The 22,386-nt window shown below is 45.4% G+C and carries 16 protein-coding genes; 5 read left to right on the top strand and 11 right to left on the bottom strand.

Features of this window, described 5'->3' with window-relative positions:
* Nucleotides 1–8: 8 nt before the first annotated feature.
* The 4 genes from MHI48_RS10940 to rpiA all read right to left on the bottom strand — a co-directional run bounded on the left by MHI48_RS10940 (nucleotide 9) and on the right by rpiA (nucleotide 3,157).
* On the bottom strand, nucleotides 9–1,097 hold the full coding sequence (locus tag MHI48_RS10940) for a B12-binding domain-containing protein (protein WP_076318470.1): 1,089 nt from the start codon (nucleotides 1,095–1,097) through the stop codon (nucleotides 9–11).
* Nucleotides 1,098–1,383: 286 nt separating this feature from the next.
* A complete protein-coding gene (locus MHI48_RS10935; protein WP_036670259.1) occupies nucleotides 1,384–1,845 on the bottom strand; it encodes a MarR family winged helix-turn-helix transcriptional regulator in 462 nt (153 codons plus the stop codon).
* A gap of 15 nt (nucleotides 1,846–1,860) precedes the next feature.
* Complete coding sequence (locus MHI48_RS10930; RefSeq protein WP_338708403.1) at nucleotides 1,861–2,517, bottom strand: GNAT family protein; 657 nt, start codon at nucleotides 2,515–2,517, stop codon at nucleotides 1,861–1,863.
* Nucleotides 2,486–3,157 (bottom strand): ribose-5-phosphate isomerase RpiA, encoded by a 672-nt coding sequence (gene rpiA / locus MHI48_RS10925; RefSeq protein ID WP_047842431.1) that lies wholly within the window; start codon nucleotides 3,155–3,157, stop codon nucleotides 2,486–2,488. The genes MHI48_RS10930 and rpiA overlap by 32 nt, the downstream gene beginning before the upstream one ends.
* A gap of 510 nt (nucleotides 3,158–3,667) precedes the next feature.
* On the opposite strand from rpiA, the gene MHI48_RS10920 reads away from it, so the two are divergent.
* On the top strand, nucleotides 3,668–5,410 hold the full coding sequence (locus MHI48_RS10920) for a methyl-accepting chemotaxis protein (protein ID WP_036610901.1): 1,743 nt from the start codon (nucleotides 3,668–3,670) through the stop codon (nucleotides 5,408–5,410).
* A gap of 79 nt (nucleotides 5,411–5,489) precedes the next feature.
* Nucleotides 5,490–9,164, top strand: a complete 3,675-nt coding sequence (locus tag MHI48_RS10915; protein WP_076327379.1) for a non-ribosomal peptide synthetase — start codon at nucleotides 5,490–5,492, stop codon at nucleotides 9,162–9,164.
* Between the two features lie 135 nt (nucleotides 9,165–9,299).
* Here MHI48_RS10915 and MHI48_RS10910 read toward each other — a convergent pair whose 3' ends face one another.
* The 3 genes from MHI48_RS10910 to MHI48_RS10900 form a co-directional block, all read right to left on the bottom strand.
* Nucleotides 9,300–9,920: a TraX family protein gene (locus tag MHI48_RS10910; RefSeq protein WP_245837949.1), complete on the bottom strand. Its 621-nt coding sequence runs from the start codon at nucleotides 9,918–9,920 to the stop codon at nucleotides 9,300–9,302.
* A 77-nt stretch (nucleotides 9,921–9,997) separates the two neighbouring features.
* Nucleotides 9,998–10,456, bottom strand: coding sequence for an N-acetyltransferase (locus tag MHI48_RS10905; protein ID WP_076326898.1), 459 nt, complete (start codon nucleotides 10,454–10,456; stop codon nucleotides 9,998–10,000).
* A 268-nt stretch (nucleotides 10,457–10,724) separates the two neighbouring features.
* Nucleotides 10,725–11,198, bottom strand: a complete 474-nt coding sequence (locus MHI48_RS10900) for an RbsD/FucU family protein (protein WP_036609525.1) — start codon at nucleotides 11,196–11,198, stop codon at nucleotides 10,725–10,727.
* 255 nt (nucleotides 11,199–11,453) lie between these two features.
* Here MHI48_RS10900 and MHI48_RS10895 point away from each other — a divergent pair, with 255 nt between their 5' ends.
* Both MHI48_RS10895 and MHI48_RS10890 read left to right on the top strand, forming a co-directional pair.
* A complete protein-coding gene (locus MHI48_RS10895) occupies nucleotides 11,454–11,876 on the top strand; it encodes a MarR family winged helix-turn-helix transcriptional regulator (RefSeq protein ID WP_017689281.1) in 423 nt (140 codons plus the stop codon).
* Between the two features lie 30 nt (nucleotides 11,877–11,906).
* Complete coding sequence (locus tag MHI48_RS10890) at nucleotides 11,907–13,250, top strand: MFS transporter (protein WP_076326899.1); 1,344 nt, start codon at nucleotides 11,907–11,909, stop codon at nucleotides 13,248–13,250.
* Nucleotides 13,251–13,409: 159 nt separating this feature from the next.
* Here MHI48_RS10890 and MHI48_RS10885 read toward each other — a convergent pair whose 3' ends face one another.
* The 4 genes from MHI48_RS10885 to yicI form a co-directional block, all read right to left on the bottom strand.
* Nucleotides 13,410–14,711, bottom strand: coding sequence for an MFS transporter (locus MHI48_RS10885; RefSeq protein ID WP_076326900.1), 1,302 nt, complete (start codon nucleotides 14,709–14,711; stop codon nucleotides 13,410–13,412).
* A gap of 82 nt (nucleotides 14,712–14,793) precedes the next feature.
* The gene (locus tag MHI48_RS10880; RefSeq protein ID WP_076326901.1) at nucleotides 14,794–17,751 is read right to left on the bottom strand and encodes a glycoside hydrolase family 3 C-terminal domain-containing protein; all 2,958 of its coding nucleotides are present in this window, start codon (nucleotides 17,749–17,751) and stop codon (nucleotides 14,794–14,796) included.
* Nucleotides 17,752–17,770: 19 nt separating this feature from the next.
* Nucleotides 17,771–18,781 carry a phosphotransferase family protein gene (locus tag MHI48_RS10875; protein WP_405143932.1) on the bottom strand — a complete coding sequence of 337 codons (1,011 nt, stop codon included), beginning with the start codon at nucleotides 18,779–18,781 and terminating at the stop codon, nucleotides 17,771–17,773.
* A gap of 75 nt (nucleotides 18,782–18,856) precedes the next feature.
* Nucleotides 18,857–21,175: an alpha-xylosidase gene (gene yicI / locus MHI48_RS10870; RefSeq protein WP_076326903.1), complete on the bottom strand. Its 2,319-nt coding sequence runs from the start codon at nucleotides 21,173–21,175 to the stop codon at nucleotides 18,857–18,859.
* A gap of 172 nt (nucleotides 21,176–21,347) precedes the next feature.
* On the opposite strand from yicI, the gene MHI48_RS10865 reads away from it, so the two are divergent.
* Entirely contained in the window at nucleotides 21,348–22,268 is a 921-nt protein-coding gene (locus MHI48_RS10865; protein ID WP_127543864.1) for an AraC family transcriptional regulator, read from the top strand.
* Nucleotides 22,269–22,386: the final 118 nt, after the last annotated feature.

The following is a 22,386-nucleotide window of genomic DNA, read 5'->3' as shown; positions in this document are numbered from 1 at the left end:
TCCCTCTCCTAATCCCTAACCATATCAAGATAATTACATGTAACTGGCTGAGACAGTAATTGTTCTGCAACCGCTATCGCTTCATCGGCTCCTGGAGCATAACCGTCAGCTCCTATCGTTTTCCACAACTCCTGATCAATATTAAAGGGATATCCCCCCACCATAATCTTCACATGTGCCGTTGCTGGATGATGACGGATCAGATGAATCAACTCTTTGGCCAGATGAAGGTGATACGTCATCGTAACTGAAATCGCAACAACATCGCCCTGATGCCGCTCTATAGCCTCTATGACACTTCCATTGGGAACATTGGCTCCCAGATAGTGCGTATCCCAACCTTCCATCTCGAACACATCTGTGAGCATACGCAGTCCGATCTCATGTTGCTCACTGCCTACACAGGTAGCCACTAGTTTTTTATCCTGACCCGTATGAATCAGCCAGCGGGAATAAAGACGTGATATGAATGACTGGGTCGTTGCCGTACAAAAGTGTTCTTGCCCCACACTGATACGATGACATTGCCACAATCGTCCAATTTCATATTGGGTGGGCTGAAAGATATATCGATAAATATCTCGAATTGTCACCCCGGCTTCTAACTGGGCTTCAATGATCTCAAAGGCTTCTTTCCGTTTATTCTCAAGCAAGCACTGTAAGTACGATTGCGCGGCATCTCCATATGGCATGGATTCGTTGATGTAACCCGCTTGTGACTCCATATGTGTTGTTCTATATATTCCCATCTCCAGATACTCGAGCAGAAGTGCCTTTGACGGATGGTCAAATTCTTCTTCCAATGTCTCTTTGATCAGATTGAGATTAATCGCCAGGTCTTCTGGTGATACCTTATAACCCTCAAGTAGAACTTTCAGCCAGGCAATATAATGAGTAAACAGACCTGGACTCTGTACGAGCGTACTTTCTGCCAAATAGTTCAAGCTATACTCCGAATCCTGTTTGGTTCGCATTTTTCCATTCTCGCCAAATCGCTCAAGTAAATCGGGCTGTCTGAGATACTGTTTCTCCGTTATTTTATCAGCTAAGTTCGCAGATTCTTGGAGCAAACGTTCTCCTGCTTCTTGATGACTCATAGATGCACCCCTCCTCATACCCGCATCACACTCAATCTTCATTCGTGACTAATCCAGAATGAGATTGATGTTAGCTAACTTGCAATCGGGATAGGTTCTTCTACTTGATCCAATCCATCCATTCCGCTCTTAATCGTTATGTTCCATTATACATGAACTTTCGATAATCATGTTTTACACACGATGAATGTATAGAACAATCTTCCTATATTATGGAGGGCCTTGCAAGTCAGTCAGCCAGTATATACCTGTACTTTTCAAGATCCACAAAAAAAACTGACCTGCGTTATGAACGCAAGTCAGTTTTCCCTTCTGCCGCCAGTCCCAGCTTCTTCAACATCTTAATCGCAGCTACTTTCTCGGAAGGGTCAAGTCCTTCCAAAGCATCAATGATGACCTGATGGTGTTGAGGAAATATCTGTGTGAACAATTCTCTTCCTTCCTCGGTTAACTCAGCGTAAATGACACGCCGATCTTCCTTGGATGGTCGACGAAACAGCAGATTTTTATTTTGCAACTTATCTACAACATACGTAATATTACCACTAGACATTAACACCTTTTCACCAATCTTTTGCAATGCCTGTGGTCCCTTATGATATAACAAATCAAGCACACCAAATTCTGTCGTATTCAGTCCGTGACTCTGAATGTCCCGATTGGAACGTGAGGTCACAGAATTGTAGGCCCGAACAAGAACCACGAATAATTGTAAAGACAGTTCCCGGTTGTCCTCCGTGTTCAGCATTTCAATAATCCTCCATCAGTTGTTTACATTTCGGCTCGTATGAGGGGCCAGCTTCTGCTCCCACTCCTCACGGAGCATCCCCATACGAATTGAATCATAGTACTGTCCGCGAACGATACGACACTTCCGCATTCGCCCCTCCACCTGTAATCCGGCTTTCACAGCCGCACGCATCATACGTTCATTACCAGACCAAGTAGTCAATCCAACCCGAACCAAAGGCATCTGTTCGAACAAATGACTTGACCACATGACAAGTGAGCGTGTGCCAACCCCGCGTCCCCACTCGACAGATCTGTATATTACAATCCCCATTTCCAGCCACATGGATAACTCATCTTCTATGTAATAGCTGATTGTACCCACAATTTGTCTGTCGGATTCAATAATACGGATTGATACGGGTCTGGAATCGCCTGGATCTACGTCCATACGTTTGAGCATACCTTGTTCAAAACTTTCATAACTTTCGTGTTTAAGTGGGTAATAGGGTGCATCCCATTGCTTCCATTCAGGTACGTCATCACTGTAGATCAATTCATAGAGTTCTTTCAGATCCTGTTTCTCCACACACCTGAGTACAAGTTCACCATCAACGATTGGCAGTTCTTTCATACGATGAAAATCACCCTCTTCCATATTAAGAACGATGAAGCTCTTCGATACTTCCATCCGCATTGGCAAGAATGACTGTACTAGCCATATCAACAAATAGTCCGTTATCAACAACACCTGGTAACATATTCAATTGAACATTAAGGTCCGCAGCGTGATCAATCGCCTCCAAGTGGCAATCTGCTATCAGGTTTCCGTTGTCTGTCAGATAACGTTGCTGTCCATCCATCCGCCACTGTGGTTGACACCCCAATTTTTCGAGCGCCTGGAAGGTCCACTCAGAAGCAAATGGAACCACCTCAACTGGAAGCGGGAATTTCCCCAACTTTTGCACGGCTTTGCTGCCATCCGCTACAATAATCAATTTGTCACTATTGGCCGCCACGATTTTCTCACGCAAAAGAGCCCCGCCCCCCCCTTTAATCAGGTTAAATTCGGGATCAACTTCATCAGCACCATCAATGGTCAGATCCAGACGTCCAATCTGGTCAAATGGGACGATGGGAATCCCCCATTCACGGGCAAGCTTGTCCGAAGCCTCTGAAGTGGCAACCGCTTGAATGTTCAATCCATCACGTACCCGCTCACCGATCCGGCAGATGGCATAATAAGCTGTTGAACCTGTACCCAATCCAACCTTCATTCCATCTTCAACATATTCTGCCGCACGCTCTGCTGCTATCTGTTTAAGATTCATCTATAAACCCCCGCTGCTCATAATTTGAGAAATGCATATGTAGTTATTATAGATAAAACCGCTTCCGATGTATATCCGTGCCTTCTGTTGCATCTCTGCCATCATATTTTTGTTTTGTTGAAGGATGTATTTTTACCCACCATGTTATAGAATACAGAATGAAGCTAAAAAATGGGAAATTTTAAAATAAACAGTTCTAAATACCTATAAACCATCTGATATGTCCATAAATACGTAAAATATTAAAAAAAATTTAACGATACTATTCAATTTAACGACATTTTATACGACATATTAATTATAGATGTGTTTTAATAATTAGACACCTATGGTTCATACGGTACATAAGTCTCTACGAAAGCGACTGATAAACCAAGACCATGGTCGCATAAATTTCCTTTGGAGGGGATCACGGAATGATCTAGTTCACTGTACCAATGCAACCCTAAAGTTTCTTAATTTAAAGAAGATCAGGAGTGGAATTTAGTGAAATCATTAAGTTGGAAAAGCATGTCTTTTTTCTCCAAAAATTTGTTACTCTCATTTACCAATATCGTTATCATCGGGGTAGCACTTATCGCAAGCAGTTACTATTTTCAAAAAACAGTTCTTGTTGAACAGCTGCATGGACAGGTGGAACAAATTACCAAAAAATGGGCTGAAGATATCAATCCTGCCGAGGTACAAGCTGCTATTACGGAAGGTAGCTATGATGGAGCAACACAAACGAAATTACGAGCGTATTTCGATGAGATGCAAGAATATTATCCTAACATTGCACAAGCCTACATCTTCGGTGTTGAGCTCGGTGGCGATAACAAGAGATTAACTTCCCTTGTAGCGATGCCAACCAACCTAAGAGAGGCTTTTCAAAGTGAGAACGTAAATATTGGTGACATGTATGAGCAGCCGGTCGTTGTAGCCAATGCACTGAAAGAAATGCTTAATACGGATCGCCCAACATTCACAACATTTTATTCCGATGATTTCGGAACATGGACAACCATTGCATATCCAATCAAAGACAGCAACGGAAAGATTTTCTCATATTTTGCCGTTGATGCAGATGCATCAGCCGTACCCGCGGGACTAAACTCCTTGCTCAAAAACGGAATTATCATCCTTGTGGCCTTCTTGCTGTTATTCCTGATTATCCAATACCTTGTAGTTAAAAACACACTTTCCCCTATCCGTCACTTGATCAAAGGAATTGATGACGTAAGTCGGGGTAATTTGAATGTCAACATTCCGACAGGCAAAGACGATCTGGGACTCGTTAACGAGAAGTTCAACACCATGGTTCGCAAAATCAACGATACTATCGTTAAAGTGCAAATCACGTCACAAGAAGTAAATCAGTCTGCCAAAGAGCTATATGAAGTTTCCGAGCGCAACAGTGAGAATGCAGATTCTATCAATAATAATGTAACTCAAATCACTTCCAACATTCGTTCACAGGAACAGGCAACCCGGGATAGTGCACGTGCCATGTCCGAGATGGCTACCGTAATCCAGACGATTGCCAGCAGCTCGGCAAGTGTAGCGGATGAAGCCTATGAGATGGAACGTCGTTCGCAACAAGGTAACAGCGTTGTCCGTCAGGTGTCTGAACAGATGAATCTGATTACGGAATCGGTTAAGAATACCGCTTCTGCCATTGAGGTTCTGGAGAGTCGTTCACAGGAAATCGGCGATATTCTCAATATCATCTCGGGTATCTCCAGCCAGACCAACTTGCTTGCTCTTAATGCTTCCATTGAAGCAGCTCGTGTTGGTGAAGAAGGAAGAGGATTTGCAGTTGTTGCAGGTGAAGTACGCAAACTTGCCGAGCAGTCTGAACAAGCAACCAGCCAGGTTGGCGTATTGATCCAAGAGATTCAAGCTGGAATTAAACAAGCTGTACGTGCAATGGAACAAGGTACGTCAGAAGTAGATACAGGACTCAGCGTAGCCGATCAAACAGGACAACTGTTCGAAGATATTTTAGAAGCAGCGAAAAAAGTATCTAATCAGATTCAGGAAGTATCAAGCGCGACAGAAGAAATCTCTGCGGGTACGGAGGAAATGACCGCTACAGCGGACGACTTGTCTTCAAGCGTAAGCAAGACAGCAAACAGCAGTGAACAAATTTCCTCATCTGTTGATGAGCAAAAAGCATCTTTGATAACACTGGTAGACTCCTCCACACGCCTTAACAGTATGTCTGAGGAACTCCAAGAATTGATCTCTCATTTCAATGTAAGCAAACAATAATTCAAATCCACAAACATTCGGTTTGAACCAAGGAGGAATAACTGAAGTGATTGAAAACCAACCATCTTCTTCCCATTCCATGGAATCTAGCTTGCCAGTTTTGCAGATTCCACTGGATTTTGGGCGACGTCAACAATCATTCTCTTATCAGTCTGCTCAAATCACATTACATGCTTCTCTGAGCCGTGAACTTAAACAGAAGTATGGAGAACAGATGGTGTACCCGGTACTCCTCTCAGCTTATGCAGCCTTGTTATTCCGATTGTCAGCTGAACAGGAACTTGCCATAGGTATACTCTCCCCCGATCAGGCAGGTTCCTATCTTTCATTACAGATTCAGGGGAAATTGACCTTCAACCAACTATGTCATCAAGTTACAGAGCAGCTCAAGATTGAATACACGTTGCAAAACGGTGGATACCCTGAATCGTTTTTTATGCTGAATAGTGTACAGTTGCCTCAAGCTCCTCAAATATTAAATTGGAACGTTCGAGATGATCAGAACATGCTCATCCTCGATCTGTTCTATGATAGTTCATTATTGAAAGAGTCTACCGTGCTGAGATATGCAGAATATTATCAGACTCTTCTACTCGCTCTTGTGCGTGACGGTGAGAAAGCAATCGGTACGGTAGATATTCTTTCCGCCTCAGATCGATTGCTTTACCGTGAAATGAATGATACTTCTGTTCTCGAACCAGAGAATCAAACGGTTCATGGCTGGTTCGAAGCAACGGCAGCGGCATATCCAGATTTACCAGCGATAACATCTCCATCCAAAAGTTATACGTACAGGGAATTGAATGAACGAGCTAATCAGGTTGCACGTGTTCTGTTATCCAATGGATTGCAGAAAGGTGAATTCGTCAGTATCTTTATGGATCGAAGTCTGGAGACGATCATCTCCCTGCTTGGTATTCTGAAGGCAGGTGGTGCATATGTTCCGATCGATCCTGAGCATCCACAAGAACGTAACAGTTATATCGTGGAAGATACGGCGTCCTCCTTCGTGCTGACAACGGAAGCTTCTTATGCCCAAGCTTCCAGCTTGTTCTCCAGTATAGCTACGGTCCGTCAGATTCTCTCTGTGGATGGTCGTTTAGCCGGATTTGCAGCAAGTAACCCCAATCTGGATATTCAGCCGGATGATCTTGCGTATATTATCTACACGTCAGGGTCGACCGGTAAACCCAAAGGTGCACTGATTGCCCACCGGGGTGTAACCAATCTTGGCAGTGTGGTTCAGCGTGATTGTGACATTCAACCAGGTGATGTATTAACCCAGTTTGCTACATACAGCTTTGATGCATCCGTGTGGGATACCATTGGCGCCTTGTTCTATGGAGCAGAATTATATCTGTTGTCTGCGGAAGAACGTGTATCCGTTGAAGAATTCGCAAGTGCAATTGAACAGACAGGAACAACCATCATTACGATACTGCCTACGATTTTCTTCAATCAGCTTGCTTCCTACTTATCCGATGAAGGTTTCCACAAGCTTGCCAAAGTCAGAATCATTACTGTAGCCGGGGAAGCACTCTATGGTGAACAGGTTCGTGCCTTCCAGCGCAAATTTGGAAACCAGATTGATATTGTTAATGTGTACGGACCTACCGAATGTACAGTAGCCACAACTACTCACCGCATCAGTGAGCAGGTTCCCGAACATGTGGTGAACATACCTATCGGTAAACCGATTCATAACTACAAAGTATACATTGTGAATGAAGAACAACAGCTCTGTCCGGCAGGTGTACCTGGTGAGGTATATATTGCTACCCCTGCATTGGCCAAAGGTTATCTGAATCAGCCAGAACGTACAGAGCAAGCATTCATTGAGAACCCGTTTGCGATAGGTGAGAAAATCTACAAGTCTGGCGATATTGCCAAATTGCTGGATACCGGTTTGCTGGAATATGTTGGTCGCAGTGACTCTCAACTAAAAATTCGTGGTCACCGGATTGAGATCGGGGAGATTGAAGATCACTTTGCACGGCTTGATCAGATCCAGAACGTTGCCGTCATTCCGAAAAAAGAATCCGACGGACAAAATATGCTGGTTGGTTACTTTACATCGAAAGATGGCAGTACCCTCTCTGTTATGGACATCAAGGCAGAACTGACGGAGAAACTTCCTTCTTATTTTGTACCAAAGTGGATCTGTCAGCTGGATGAAATGCCGATTGCACCAACTGGAAAAATCAATCGCAAAGCGATGGTATCCCTGCCTCATGTGGAACGACATGAAGATCGCCCTGACCGGGTCATGCCTGAGACGGAGACGGAATCCATTATCCTGGACGCATGGAAAGAAATCCTTCAGCACGATGACTTCGGTGTCGAAGACAGTTTCTTCAATATCGGTGGGGATTCACTCCGGGTCATTCATGTACTGGTCATTCTGAAGCCACATTATCCGCAACTGAACATTGCCGACTTCTTTGCCGAGAAAACAGTCCGCGCTCTCGCTCGTCGTGTGGAAGCATTGTCTCTCAGTGCAGCAGTAGTTACGGATTCAGTGGTGACCGAAGGTATGATTACACAACTATCCGAACACCCTGTGGAGCTAACATCCCAGTTGGGTTATCCGCTCATTCGTGAACCTGAGCATGTGTTACTGACCGGAGCGACTGGTTATCTGGGCTCTCATGTGCTGCAACAGTTAATTCTGAATTCCAGTACACGAATCTACACCCTTGTTCGTCGACCTTCCAATGGAATAACTGCAATGGAACGTTTGACTAACGTGCTGGAAGGATATTTCGGCAAACAACTGACTGACCAAATCTCCACTCGCGTGGAGATTATTGAAGGGGATCTCGAACAACCTAATCTCGGTCTGTCCGATGAACAAAGGGCTTATGTTCAGGATCGAATTGACCGTGTCATCCACTGCGCTGCAGACGTACGTCATTTCGGCGATGCCGATCAGTTCGCCAAAACAAACGTGGAAGGAACGGTCGCATTGCTAGACTTGATTCGTAGCAAACCAGGTGCTTCCTTCCACCATGTATCCACGATGGGTATTCCGGAAGATCTGGCACTCAGCGGACAATGGGAATCTTCCCTGCAATATGATCGGTTCCCGGCTGACTTGCATGTGGACAACCTGTATTCGGACAGCAAGCTTGAAGCCGAGAAAGTGCTCATGATTGCGGCAGAGGAAGGTGTACCTGTCAGCATCTATCGTGCAGGTAATCTCACTTGCCACTCCGAAACTGGACGCTTCCAGTCCAATATTGATAGCAACGCCTTTTATCGTATGATCAAAGCGATGTTATTGCTCGGCAAGGCTCCTGCGGCTGACTGGATGGTTGATTTTACACCGATCAACTATGCAAGTGAAGCTATCGTTCATCTGGCCTTACGTCAGGATACCGCCGGTCGTGTATTCCACATCTGTAATCCGGAGCCCATCTGTTATGATGAGCTGATCCGTTCTGTGAATCGGGCTGGTTACGAAGTCGAAACGCTACCTTTCGCCGATTACACACGTTGGTTGTTCGATGCGAGCATCAGCAAAGAGCCGGAAGCTCTTCAGTTGGCTATTGCACAGCTTGAAGGCGACGGTGCGAAGGATTCAGCATATGTCTATGCTTGCCCTGTCACAACGGCTTATGTGGAACCTGCTGGCATCTCATGTGCAAAAACAGATGATCGCTTCATCTCCGCCATGTTAGACTACGCCGTTCAGATTGGATATTTCCCGTCTGCAATCCGGCGCCATAACGGCACTTCTACAGCAATGGAGTAAGTTCTTTATTTTCAACACTTCGTACATTAGCAATAATCATAAATAACACAAATGAAAACAAAGAAGCCACCTTCTCGTCAGTAAATGACGATGAAAGTGGCTTCTTTGTTTTTGGCTTCATTCCGGATCAATCTTTTAGACCCATCGGATAATTGCAATGATGGCAAGATGAGCTGGATAGAAATAACGCCAGACCCAACGTGGCCCCTTCATACGGAATCCCGCTTGATAATACTGAGCAATAGCAATGCCGGCGGTTGCGAGCACACTATACATTTGCACAGAGCTGTTATGCAGCAGAAGATATAGTGCATTTAACACGACATGTGCTACGACAAGTACAGGACCCTGGAAATAACGGAATAACAGAACCAATAACAATCCGTACATCCCGTAATCCATTTGGCTAATTTCCATGAACCAACCTGCTCCAATTACAATCGGAATCGCCAGTAGTTTGGATGGCAATTTATCAATAACGAATAATACCAACAGGGCTGACCACAATGTCCACACCACGTTCAGAGAATAATGATTAAACGCAGCCATGAACGGCACCTGTGATATGATCGCAATCCAGAACAGCCGCCATATGTATTTTTGTACGTCTCGTGTATGTTTATAACCGATATACACTGCAAAAGCATAGATTGGAAAAGCGATACGACCTATGATCCTCAACTCTATAATATGTGGAAAAAAGACAGCCCCTATATGATCAATTAACATCGTGATCATGGCAATCCACTGCATCATGTTGCGACTCCCCTCCCTTGTTGCCGACGACACGAGTGTGCCATTCATTCATATAGTGCGTCTTTTTGAGCAACCTCTTATACATTAAGTTCATAATACATGAATTTGGTATCTTGTGCATATCCTTCGGATTCATATAAAGCTTGCGCTTGTTTGTTACTTAACTCAGTTGAGAGTGATATACGAAGAACTCCTCGCTCAGATGCCAATTGCTTGGCTGCTTGCAAGAGCTTCCTGGCAATGCCTTGCTGACGATAATCCGTATGCACATATAGATCATTAAGCACCCAGACAGGCCCCATCGATACCGAACTGAAACTGGGATACAGTTGAACGAATCCACTACAAATAAAGCCATTCGAGATTGGCTTTTCTGCTACCAAAATCACCGATTCATGGCCTTCCATTCGTTCTCTAATATACTGACGTGCTGCCTCAATGTCAGCATTTTGGTTGTAGAACATCCTGTACTCATTGAACAAACGTCCCACTTCGTTACTATCAAGAAGACCCGCTTGTCTGATTCGGTGCTGCATTTCACTCACTCCTCTGGGATGGAGAGCATCGTCTCCTCCTTTGTATTTCTTTCAATTGTAAAACAGTCCTTCCCTTTTCCCCATTCATCATCTGCATCAAAGTTTGTAGTATCTTGAGCTGTGAGCTGACATTCGTTCGTGCGCGCTTCCAGATTGCATCTTACTTATCTAGTCCATACCAATTCTGTACGTTTTGTTATATTTACTTCGTATTGGTAAAAATAAAAAAAGGCGACCAAAGCATCCACTGCTCCGTCGCCGTAATTAATCAGTTCGATTCAGCATTCTGTTGTTCCTGACCAGGATCAGCATCGGGGAAAATGACGCCTTTCTTCAAAATCAGATTGGCGTATTGCGCTCGCTCACCAGTTGCAACAATCACATAGGCATTCGAAGCACGTTTATAAAAATCAAATCGTTCTTCATGATCAAAAGCATCCGTGATGCCTTCATATTCTTCAATCAACCGGCGGTAGTCTTCCCATATGATCGGGATCACCTGATCCCCTTTCACAACCTGCATGACAGCAGCGGGACGCTCAGCATAGGTATCCAGTGGATATAATTGCAGGATTGCATCCAACAGTTCAACAACTCCCAGTGCATCACAACGTACTAGTCGCTTGGCATGACTGGCTGCGGGGAAATTGCCATCCGCCAGAACCAACTCGTCTCCATGGCCCATTTCGGACATGATTTTGAGTAACTCTGGAGGTATTATTGCGGGTATATTCTTTAGCATACACAGCTCTCCTTGTTCATCTCCAACATCAGTTAGAGCAAATTGGTTTTCTCCATTTTTCAAGCACGCTAGACATCGATTCTATAAGAGCGGTTTCATTACTATTCTAACAGTATTTCTGGATGATTGCACAGCGCACACGTACGTTCGATATGAGAATATTTCATTTTGACAAAAATACTTGTTTGACATATAGTTGTTGTAACAACTAATTAATTGGGACATTTTATTATGGAAGCGAGGTCTAGCAATCACATGGACTATACACTGGAACAATCTGTTGGATTCATGCTGGGTTTCACACATCGTAAAGCTGTAGCTTTACTTGCGACGCGATTCAAACCTTATGATATTACGACAGAGCAATTTTCTGTTCTCTTTAATGTTGACCGCGGTGAAGGTGTGAATCAGAAGGAGCTCGCTGCACGTGTCTTCAAAGACCAACCCACCACTGCGCGGATTATTGATCTGCTTGAGAAAAAAGGCTGGGTAGAACGTCGGACCAGCGAACAGGATCGCAGAGCCTATCTGTTATATCTCACCACGGAAGGCAAAGCGTTAATTGATATCCTCGTTCCGATTGAAAGAGAAATGAATAAAGAACTTGCTGAAGGTATATCCGAAGACCAGATGGAAGCTTTTAAACATACTCTTTCCCTCATTAACCGCAACTTGTAATGAATCACAACTCAGGGGGAATACATCATCATGAAAGAACAATCTACACAACAAGTTAGACTATGGACTACCGATTTTATACTGCTGATGCTGTGCAACTTCTTGTTGTTCTTGCAACTGCACATGATTGTCTCTCCGCTTCCGTCCTACGTTCAGGAGCGATTTCACGCCAATGCATTTGAAGTAAGTTTATTCACCTGTCTGTTTGCACTAAGTGCTATTGCAGCCCGTCTCTATTCCGCGAAAGCACTGGAGAAGGGTCTTCGTAACGCCATGATCTATATAGGCCTGTCCGTAGCCCTGCTGGCAACGCTCGGCTATTATTTTGCTGCCGGTATAGCTGTGCTCTTGTTGCTTAGAATGTTGTTTGGTGTCGGGTTTGGTATGAGCAGTACCGCTTTTCCAACGATGGCCTCGGACATTGTGCCCGTCAAACGAATGGGTGAAGGTATGGGTTACTTTGGTCTATCGACTAGTCTGGCTATGTCTATGGGGCCAATCATTGGGGTCACTCTGCTCCAGGGTGCTGGATTTGTAACCCTGATGTTATGTACTGCGGGTGTCCTCGCTGTGATCTATCCACTGAGTTATTCGCTGACACGAAAAAAAGCAGTCAGAACCGATAACAGTACAACCATTATGCCACAAGCCACAACAAGTGCTTCAGGGTCCAACCCAAAACAGAAGACACCTTTCAACCGCAAGCTGATTCTTCCCAGTGTGCTGAATTGCCTATTATCCATCACCTATGGTGGGCTTGTTGGATTCATCGTTTTGTATGGTAAGGAAGCCAATCTGGCCAATCCTGCGCTGTTCTTTTTGTTCAATGCACTCGCCGTGTTAGTGGTTAGACCATTTGCAGGACGGATCTATGACAATAAAGGTCCAAAAGCACTGCTCATTCCAGGGGCAATATTCGTTGCTGTCGGCCTCATTCTGCTCTCGTATGCAACCTCCATGTCCCTCCTGTTCATTGCTGCCTTTATCTACGGAATCGGTTATGGTTCCATGCAGTCGTCTCTGCAGACCTGGATGATTCAAGTTGTATCTCCTACTCAACGGGGTATGGCTAATGGTATGTTTTTGAACTCGCTGGATCTGGGTATTGCGACCGGTGCCCTTCTTCTTGGCGCCATTGCGGCCATAACCAGTTATACCGATATGTATCGATATTCCGTGATGTTTATGATTCTGTTCTTGCTTATATATCTGATTCAGGGAAAACGAAGCGGCAGCTTCTCCATTGAACCTCATGCTCTGCTCGCTCATACTCATATCACTGCAACGGAACCACCTCAAGATCAATCCAAGAATTCAGAATCTGGAGCCGGCAACAGCGAAACTAACCAGTCGAATAAAAGCAAACACGAATGATTGGTTAAAGTCATTCTGCTCATAGAAACGAGAAACGCGTTTATACCGAGAAAGCAAATTCATCCGCTTTCTTAGGCGTAAACGCGTTTTTATTAAAACAGATTTGAATGTTAAACTTAAGACAGCATGGAAATGAACGCAGCATACAGCACCGTCTATCTAAAATGGACTTTTCTTGCGACCTATGGAAACATACCCTCTACTCGTCTCGATCACATCCATAGATGTTTCATCCTGTTTCTGCTTGCTTCCTGAAGTAGGTTGATCTCCCTTATCCGGTTTAACTGCAAATAAGGTGAGCAATCCGCCCACGCCGCCAGACGCGGCGAGCACACCAAAAAGCAGGAAATGATGAGAACCGATCAACAAAGAAACGACAGGCGGACCGAGAGATACCCCAATGAATCGCATGCTGCTGAACAGAGCCGTGATTGTGCCCCGCTGTTTTTTGTCCACGCCTTCTGTAATCAAGGCATCCAGACATGGTAACGTTGCACCTATTCCGGCACTTCCCAATGTGAAAAGACCTACTACAACATAAATATTATCGAATAAACCTATAACGCCAAGGGATACCGTCAGAAGCGCAAGTCCTGCAAAGCCGAGCCATTTCATTCGTGTTTTGTTCTTCCCAATCCACTTCCCTGCCAGGAAAGAAGAAAGACATAACGCTGCCAGCGGAATCGCAAGGACAAGTCCTTTAAGTACACCTTTCAGGGCAAATTCGCTCTCCAGCGTCTCGGATAGATAATATAACACACCAAAGATGACAAACATGCAAATACCACCGATTGCAAACAACGCATACAACCAGCGTCCCTTTTCTTTTAATACGTCACGAATGGATGCTACAAATTCAGGGAAGGTGGGAGGCTTTTCTTTTTTCCGGGGAGTCTTCACCAGGAAAATAACAAGAACCAGCGAAAGCACACAAAGGATAGGAATAGCCATGAATGGCGCATACCACAACCAGACTGCCAGCGCTGCACCCAGAATCGGACTTATGACTTTACCAAACGTATTCGAGGTCTCAATGATACCCAGACTTTTGCTTACTTCATTCTCATCATTAAACATGTCCCCAACCAACGGGATAACAATAGGAAATGCGCCGGCAGCACCTATCCCCTGCAATAACCTGCCACCCAGAATGGTCCAGTAGGCTATGTTTCCGTTCAGCATCCATGCTGCCACACCAGCGACAGCACCTCCGACGGCTGCAATAACGAGGCTGGGAATGATAACTGCTTTTCTGCCAAAACGATCCGACAAGTACCCTGCAAGAGGAATAAGCAGGATGGCAACTACAGCGTAGACTGTAATGAGCATACTGACCTTAAATGCAGATACCTTCAACTCACGTTCAATCTGTGGCAGGATCGGTATAAGCATGGAATTACCCAAGGTCATAATTAAAGGGATGGAAGCAAGTGCGACGAGGTCCCACTTTTTATCGTTCATACCACAACCACCTTTACAGATTCTACACACAACAGCATTATTGTGCTTGTTTCGGAGGTTGATTATTCAGGACATGCTACAACTACAACAATCTAAAGTGCCGTAACGCTGCTCCACCTTTGAAGACAATATATAGCGCATTCACCTTATGTGGCGCCTCAAGCGAACACTGAACCGTTGCCCACTTGATATCTTTCCCATTCACACTGCCTCCAGGTCCAGAAACTTCACACACACCGAGCAGTTCGCCCTCCAGTCCTCCGGAACGAATCTCCAGTCTGCCCTCTTCCCCAAAAGCTGCCACTCTGGCTTCAAATCCTTGTACTTCTTGAACAGCATTATGGTTGAAAGCGATCCAAGACGACTGCTCCTCTCGATATAAAGGTTCCTCGGGAGTGATTGCCCGAACTGCCGAACGTCCTTCCAGACATTCATCCAGTAGAACACCTGCACAAGCATCGTAATTCTCGGCAAAGGTAAGCAAGTGCAGCGGGCGATCAGGAATCGTCTCACCTTCAATTTTAATATCAGCCGACTGACGTATATCTGCGGAAGAACGCCCTGCCAGGATGGCCCAGGTCGCTGTCTCCAGGCAGTATCGATCTCGGGTAACATCCCATAGCGCAAGCTTCTGAACAGGAACCTCGAAACTTATCGTAACACGCATCCCTGCTTTGACATGAACACGACGGAAAGCAAGCAGTTGCTTCTGAGCACGTTTCACTCGGGAGGTATATGAAGATCCATAGATCTGTACGACTTCATCACTGTCACGTTCACCTGTATTGTGTACCTCCACTTCAATCTTCAATTGATCTGTGGTGGTGGATTCCTCCGGAGCACTTCGACTTACACGAATCGCTTCGTATTCGAATTCGGAATACGTCAGGCCATGACCAAATGCATATTGAACCGGTCCTTCATGATACATATAGGTCATGCCATTCTGAATGATGTTATAATCCATCATGTCAGGAAGCTGTGATTCGTCTTCATACCAAGTCATATTCAATCTGCCTGCTGGGGCATAATAACCTAACAGCACATCTGCAAGCGCGTTCCCCAATTCCTGACCTGCATGTGTCATATAAACGATTGCGCGGGCCATACCTTTCAACTCCTGCAAGGCAAATGGATAACTGCCCATAATGACAACCACTGTATTGGGATTGGCTTCACACACGGCTTTGACAAGCTCGACCTGACTCGGCGGAAGCAGCAGACTTGGGCGGTCAATTTCTTCTTTGCCGTTGATATATGGGCTGTTGCCAACAACAACGACAGATGCCTGACTGCTATGTGCAGCTTCTACGGCTTGTTGTATTCCGCTGTTCACAATATCAATATTGAATGCAGAAGGTCTCTGTGTATTGCCTGGTGTTTGACTTAAGTGTCCAGAGTCACCAATATCATTCGGATTTGTACCTTTACCTGTACCTGTAGTTTGTTCTCCTTGTGGTGGGAGTGGAGATACAGCAGACTGTCCCTGATATTCGCTCAGCCCAAGCGGAATACCGTTCCACGTCCGCAAGGTGTTACTTCCATCCGTTTGAGGATCTATACGAACAACTTCCTTCACAAACCAGCCACCAATCTCCGGTGCGTTTGCCTGATATATGCCTTGCTCGGTTAAACTAACGTATCGGTTATTGTTCACACTCCTCAGCGTATGACTTCCCCAACCCCAATCCTGATGTACAAATTCGGCGGCTGTAGGTACACTGGCTTCCGGTACAGCGATGAGTGTACCTTCCGCACCCAAGGTTATAACCTGACCGTCTGTTGTCTTCAGCTGAATACGGTCATTCCCATCTGCATACGTTATGTCTGATTGAGGTAGTCGATTACGCAGTCCATCGAGGACGGATACACGATAAGGCAGTGTGCCACTGTACCAATCGGTATAGACAACATCCGCAAGGGGTCCAATCACACTGATTTTCTGCAACGCTTCTGGCTGCAACGGAAGCAATCCATCATTTTGGAGCAAAACAATGGATTCGGCAGCGGCACGATAACTAAGCTTGGCATGTTCCGGTGCACATAATACCGACTCGGGAATAGACGCATATGGATTTTGCCCCGACTGATCCAGTTGTCCAAGTCGCATCCGCACACCAAAGATGTTACGAATCGCTCGGTCCAAATCAGTGACCTCCAACAGATTCCGGTCAAGAGCCTCCTCCAGAGCAGATACAACAAGATCAACTTCATCTGTAAGACAATCCACTCCTGCCTTCAATGCACCTGCTGCTGACTCAGCATGGCTGGTATGATAACCATGATAATTCACCGTCTGTGACAGGTCTCCACCATCACATACAATGAAACCTGGCATCGCCCACTCACCCTTAACCACATCATTCACATATGGACTTTCAATGGCAGGTGTACCATTGATGGAATTGTAAGCTGTCATCATGGACAAGGCTCCGCCTTCCACAAATGGCGTTTCAAATGCTTTTAGATAGTATTCCCGCAGATTGCGAGGGTCGATGCTGGATGAACAATTCAGACGATCTTTCTCATTATTATTGGCAAAAAAGTGTTTCAATGTCGCGACCATTTTAAGATAAAAAGGATCATTTCCCTGCATGCCTTTAACGAGTGCTGCCGACATTTCTCCCGTGAGGACCGGGTCTTCGCCATATCCCTCTTCCGTTCTGCCCCAGCGTGGGTCACGTTCCAGATCAACCGTTGGTGCCCACAATGTTAACCCGTGAACCTCAGGATTACAGTGATGGTATGCCCTCGCTTCATCGCCAATGACTGAACCAATCTCCCGCATGAGCCTTGTATTCCAGGTACTGGATAGACCGAGCGGTTGCGGAAATACCGTTGCCTCCCCTTTCCATGCAACCCCGTGGGCAGCTTCGCCCCCAACGTTGTAGGCTGGAATGCCCAGTCTTGGTACGGCTGCTTCGCGTGTAGGAATTAGTCTGATCTTCTCCTCCGTTGTCAATCGTGCAATCAGGTCAGCCAACCTTTCCTCAAGTGAAAGTGACGCATCCCACATCGGGTATTGATGATACTCCTTCATCCTTCATTCCCCCTGCGAATTAGTTAAGTCCAAGTTGCTTCCATTGCTGCAGTAAATCCAGCGTGCGCTGGCGATACTTCTGACCATCTTCAGGTTGGTTGACCTGATGTTCATGAACGTAGGCATTAAAATACGAAGACAGTATTCGGTACGCAAGCCTGCGTGCCTGTCCTTCAGCGGATGAGTCCAGTGGACGATCATATCCTTCATGAAAAGCCACTGATTCTGACGACAATATGGCTTCAAACTCCCTGTCTGCAAACATGGAACGATCTCCGTCAATGATGGCCGCAATGTTCAGCTCACCATTTTCCTGATGAACAAGTACATTTGCTTCCCACAGGTCATTATGAACGAGTACCGGACGGGTCACTTGATCAAATAAGTCTTTATTTTGCATGAAAATAGCAGCGATCTCTTCTCCCACACCTGGCATATAATCGGCTCGTGCCGCTTTAAGTGCTGTTTCTTCTGCAAAAGAGTACAGCACCTCGGACCATTGATCCGAGCCTTTAATTGAACCGTCCCCCTGCGGCCAACCAAACGATGCACCCTCGATCTGATGCATGATGGCGGTATAGGCGCCAAGCTGATGGTACAATCGCTCTTTGTTTATATCTGAAATCGATGCGTGATCCAGCTGCTTACTCGGGATAAACTCCATAAACATGTACGTTCTTGAAATGATCGATCCGCTGTCATCACAAGCGATAATGTTGGGAGCAGGAATGCCTGCCTTACGGTAATATTCATACACAATCGGTTCAGCCGACATCATCGTGCGTTCAAACGAAAATAGGGGATCACTCGCAGAACCAGCCGCCATCTCTCCCCGCTCTGGAGCCAAACGTAAAATCACATCCGTATAGGGTGTATGTTCAAGTTGAATCCGATAGGTTGTATTAAAAAGTCCACCTTGCAGGAGACCAAACACCTTCACTTTGGTATCGCTTCCAAAATTAATTTCTACCAGATGATGCAGCATCTCTGCTGATATCGTGCAATGCAAACCGGAATTCATTGTACTCATTTCATTCAATCTCCTATCATCGTAGACAAACAGACGGCACCTTTCGGCACCGTCCTTTTCTTTTACTATATCATTTTACAGTTGGATTGTAAGCGCGCTTGCGCCTGTTGCTGCTGTAACAACAACACCATTTGCACCAGACACTTGGGAACCACCTTCAACGCTGGATACACTTTCAATACCGCGAAGCACGATGTTCCATGGTTTGCCTGCACCTTCAGCACGAACATCCAGCACTGATCCCTTACGTGTAACGTTAACTGTCAGCTCCTGTTCAGCCGCTTGGTTCACAACGACCGCTTGAGCCGTTTGACCATCAACCAGTTCGAACAAGTGCAAGGACACATCATTTGCAAAGTCATAATCCGGTTTGCTATCCACCGCACCGACAGCGATCAGGCTGTTTGGCTTAACCATCATTGGCAGTGTTTTGAAGTCATGGTTTTCACTGATCCAGCGTCCACCTTGTACTTTCACTCCAGTCAGATAGTTCGTCCAAGTTCCTTCAGGCAGGTAGTAACGAACATCACCCTCTTTGTTGAAGATCGGAGCCACCAGGATCGAATCGCCAAACATATATTGCGTATCCAGGCTGTATGTTGTTGGGTCCTCTGGGAAGTCCAGCAGCATAGCGCGCATCATCGGAATCCCTTTTACCGTTGACTCCACCGCAGAATTGTACAGGTACGGCATCAGGCTGATTTTGAGTTTGGTAAAGTCACGAACAACGTCCACGGATTCCTCGTCAAACAGCCAAGGCACACGATACGAAGTGCTTCCGTGCAGGCGACTGTGTGAAGATAACAGTCCGAATTGTACCCAACGTTTGTAGACATCAGGGCTCGCTGTGCTTTCAAAACCACTGATATCATGGCTCCAGAATCCGAAACCGGAAAGCCCCAGTGAGAGGCCACCACGAAGTGATTCAGCCATGGATTCATACGTGGAAGAACAGTCACCGCCCCAGTGAACCGGGAACTGTTGACCACCTGCTGTTGCAGAGCGTGCAAACAGGGCAGCTTCGTTTTTGCCAATCTTCTCTTCAAGCAATTCAAATACAGCTTTGTTATAGAGCTGTGTATAATAGTTGTGCATTTTAACGGGATCAGAACCATCGAAGTACACAACATCTGTCGGAATTCTTTCGCCGAAGTCGGTCTTGAAGGAATCTACACCTTGATCCAGCAGGACTTCCAGCTTGCTCTTATACCAGTTCACAGCATCCGGATTTGTGAAATCAACCAGAGCCATACCTGCTTGCCACATATCCCATTGCCATACGCTGCCATCCGCTGTTTTCACCAGATAACCGTTCTCCATACCTTCATCGAACAAGTAGGATTTTTCTGCAATATATGGATTGATCCAAGCACAGATTTTAAGGCCCTTCTCTTTCAGACGTGCAAGCATGCCTTCCGGATCCGGGAACATCGCTTCATCCCATACGAAATCAGACCATTGGTATTCCTTCATCCAGAAGCAGTCAAAATGGAATACAGACAGCGGAAGATCACGTTCAGCCATGCCATCTACGAAATGGTTAACCGTTGCTTCATCATAATCCGTTGTGAATGATGTTGTCAGCCACAGACCAAAAGTCCATGCCGGTGGAAGCGCTGGTTTACCTGTTAATTTCGTATAATTATCAAGTACATCCTTTGGATTGTCACCGCCGATAATGAAGTACTCCAACGTCTCGCCTTCTACGCTGAACTGAACTTTAGATACATTCTCGGATGCAATCTCATACGATACGCGTTCCGGATGGTTTACAAATACGCCATATCCTTTATTGGACAAATAAAACGGAATGTTTTTATAGGACTGCTCACTGCTTGTACCGCCGTCCTCATTCCAGGTATCGACGATTTGACCATTCTTAACAAACGGTGTGAAGCGCTCACCGAGTCCGTAAACGTATTCACCAATACCGAGATCAAGCTGCTCGCGGAAGTACGCTTCCTTGCTTGGACCTGTAATATAACCGGCAGCTCTTTGACCGCTACCTGTAATCCGTTTTCCTCCATATAGGAAGCTAACGTCCCAACCGTTTGTTTTGTCGATTTGAACTTCCAGGTTGCCACTTTTCAAAACAGCACCTTGTTCATTTTTTGAGACCTCAACGTTGGCTTCTTGTGTGTTAAGCTCAAATACAGGCCCTTTTTTCACGCCGCCCTTATGGTGATTCAAGGTTACACGAATAACGTTAGGCATTGGTGAGCTGTACGTTGCTTTCAGCAATGTACCGTTCAACGTGTCGCCTTTGCTGCGAATATATTTAGTTGCCGCATATACGGTCACAGAATTATCTTTTTGCACAATATCACGAATGTCAGTCGGGTTTTGAATCTGGTACCCTTCACGAGTCATCCAGAATCCATCAGTAAATTTCATGTTTTCTTTCCCCCTTTGGTTATATTATAATAATATTGATATTAATAACGAATTTCTTCTCTTATTTTGACCAAATATATCACGATTTTGATAATAAACATCCGATTCTTGAACATCATCACCAATCTATGGAAACGATTACATTAATAATGATACAAAAGGAGAATCTGATATGGAACGTGAACGATTACGGGAAGACCGGATTCACGGCAATGCCATGTATCCCGTCAGTGTGTACCCGGATATTCAACAACTGAACGGGGATAGCATTCTCGATTGCCACTGGCATGATGAGATGGAGTTCACCATGGTGACCCAGGGCTGCGCCGTCTTTCAGATCGATATGAACACTGTTGAGGTCCAAGCTGGAGAAGCGATTTTCATCAATAGAGGCGAGATTCATGCGGGGTATCTGAAGGGTGATGTGCCCTGCGTATTCTCTTCCATTGTATTTAATCCCGAACTGCTTGGCAGCCGTACCTTCGATACGGTCCAAGAGAAATTCATCGGTCCACTGGTACGCAAAACGGTGATTCCCCCCAGCCATATCAAGGCAGATGAGGATTGGGGACAAGAAATTCTGGATCTCCTGAAACGCATATTTGCAGACCATGCTACCCGAACCGAAACGTGTGAAATGTCAACAAAAGCGTACCTGTACCTCATATTTGCCCGAATGTTCGAACATATGAGACCTGCTCCGCTCAAAGGCACTGTGGCTACTGGGAGTCATGACAAGGTAGAGCGCCTGAAATCCGTGCTCGGGTACATCCACAAACGTTATCCTGAACCATTAAAGCTGAAAGAACTGGCCGATGAAGCCAATATGAGCGAAGGACACTTCTGCCGTTTCTTCAAACAGATGGTGCAGAAAACCCCGGTTGATTACATTAACTATTACCGCGTTCAACAGGCCTGCGTTCAGCTTGAGAATACGGATCACAAAATTGTTGATATCGCCATGGATGTGGGTTTTGAGCATCTAAGCTACTTCATCACTACATTTAAAAAGCATAAAGCCACTACACCTTCACAGTATCGCAAAATGTTCTATGAGAACGTAGGAGTGGAGTCTGCCCTGGTACAGGTGTAAAAGGGTGTAAAAGAAGAAGGTGCTCACAGCTATTCAGCTGCAAACACCTTCTTTATCTACTTTATCAACTTTCCTGGGAACGAGTGAGGTAACGATCTGATCTGAGCCACATTGTCTC

The sequence above is a fragment of the Paenibacillus sp. FSL H7-0942 genome, assembly GCF_045040715.1.
Taxonomy (GTDB): Bacteria; Bacillota; Bacilli; order Paenibacillales; family Paenibacillaceae; genus Paenibacillus; species Paenibacillus amylolyticus.
The sequence above is the reverse complement of the archived record's forward strand: the minus strand, read 5'-3'. Positions and strand labels throughout refer to the sequence as shown.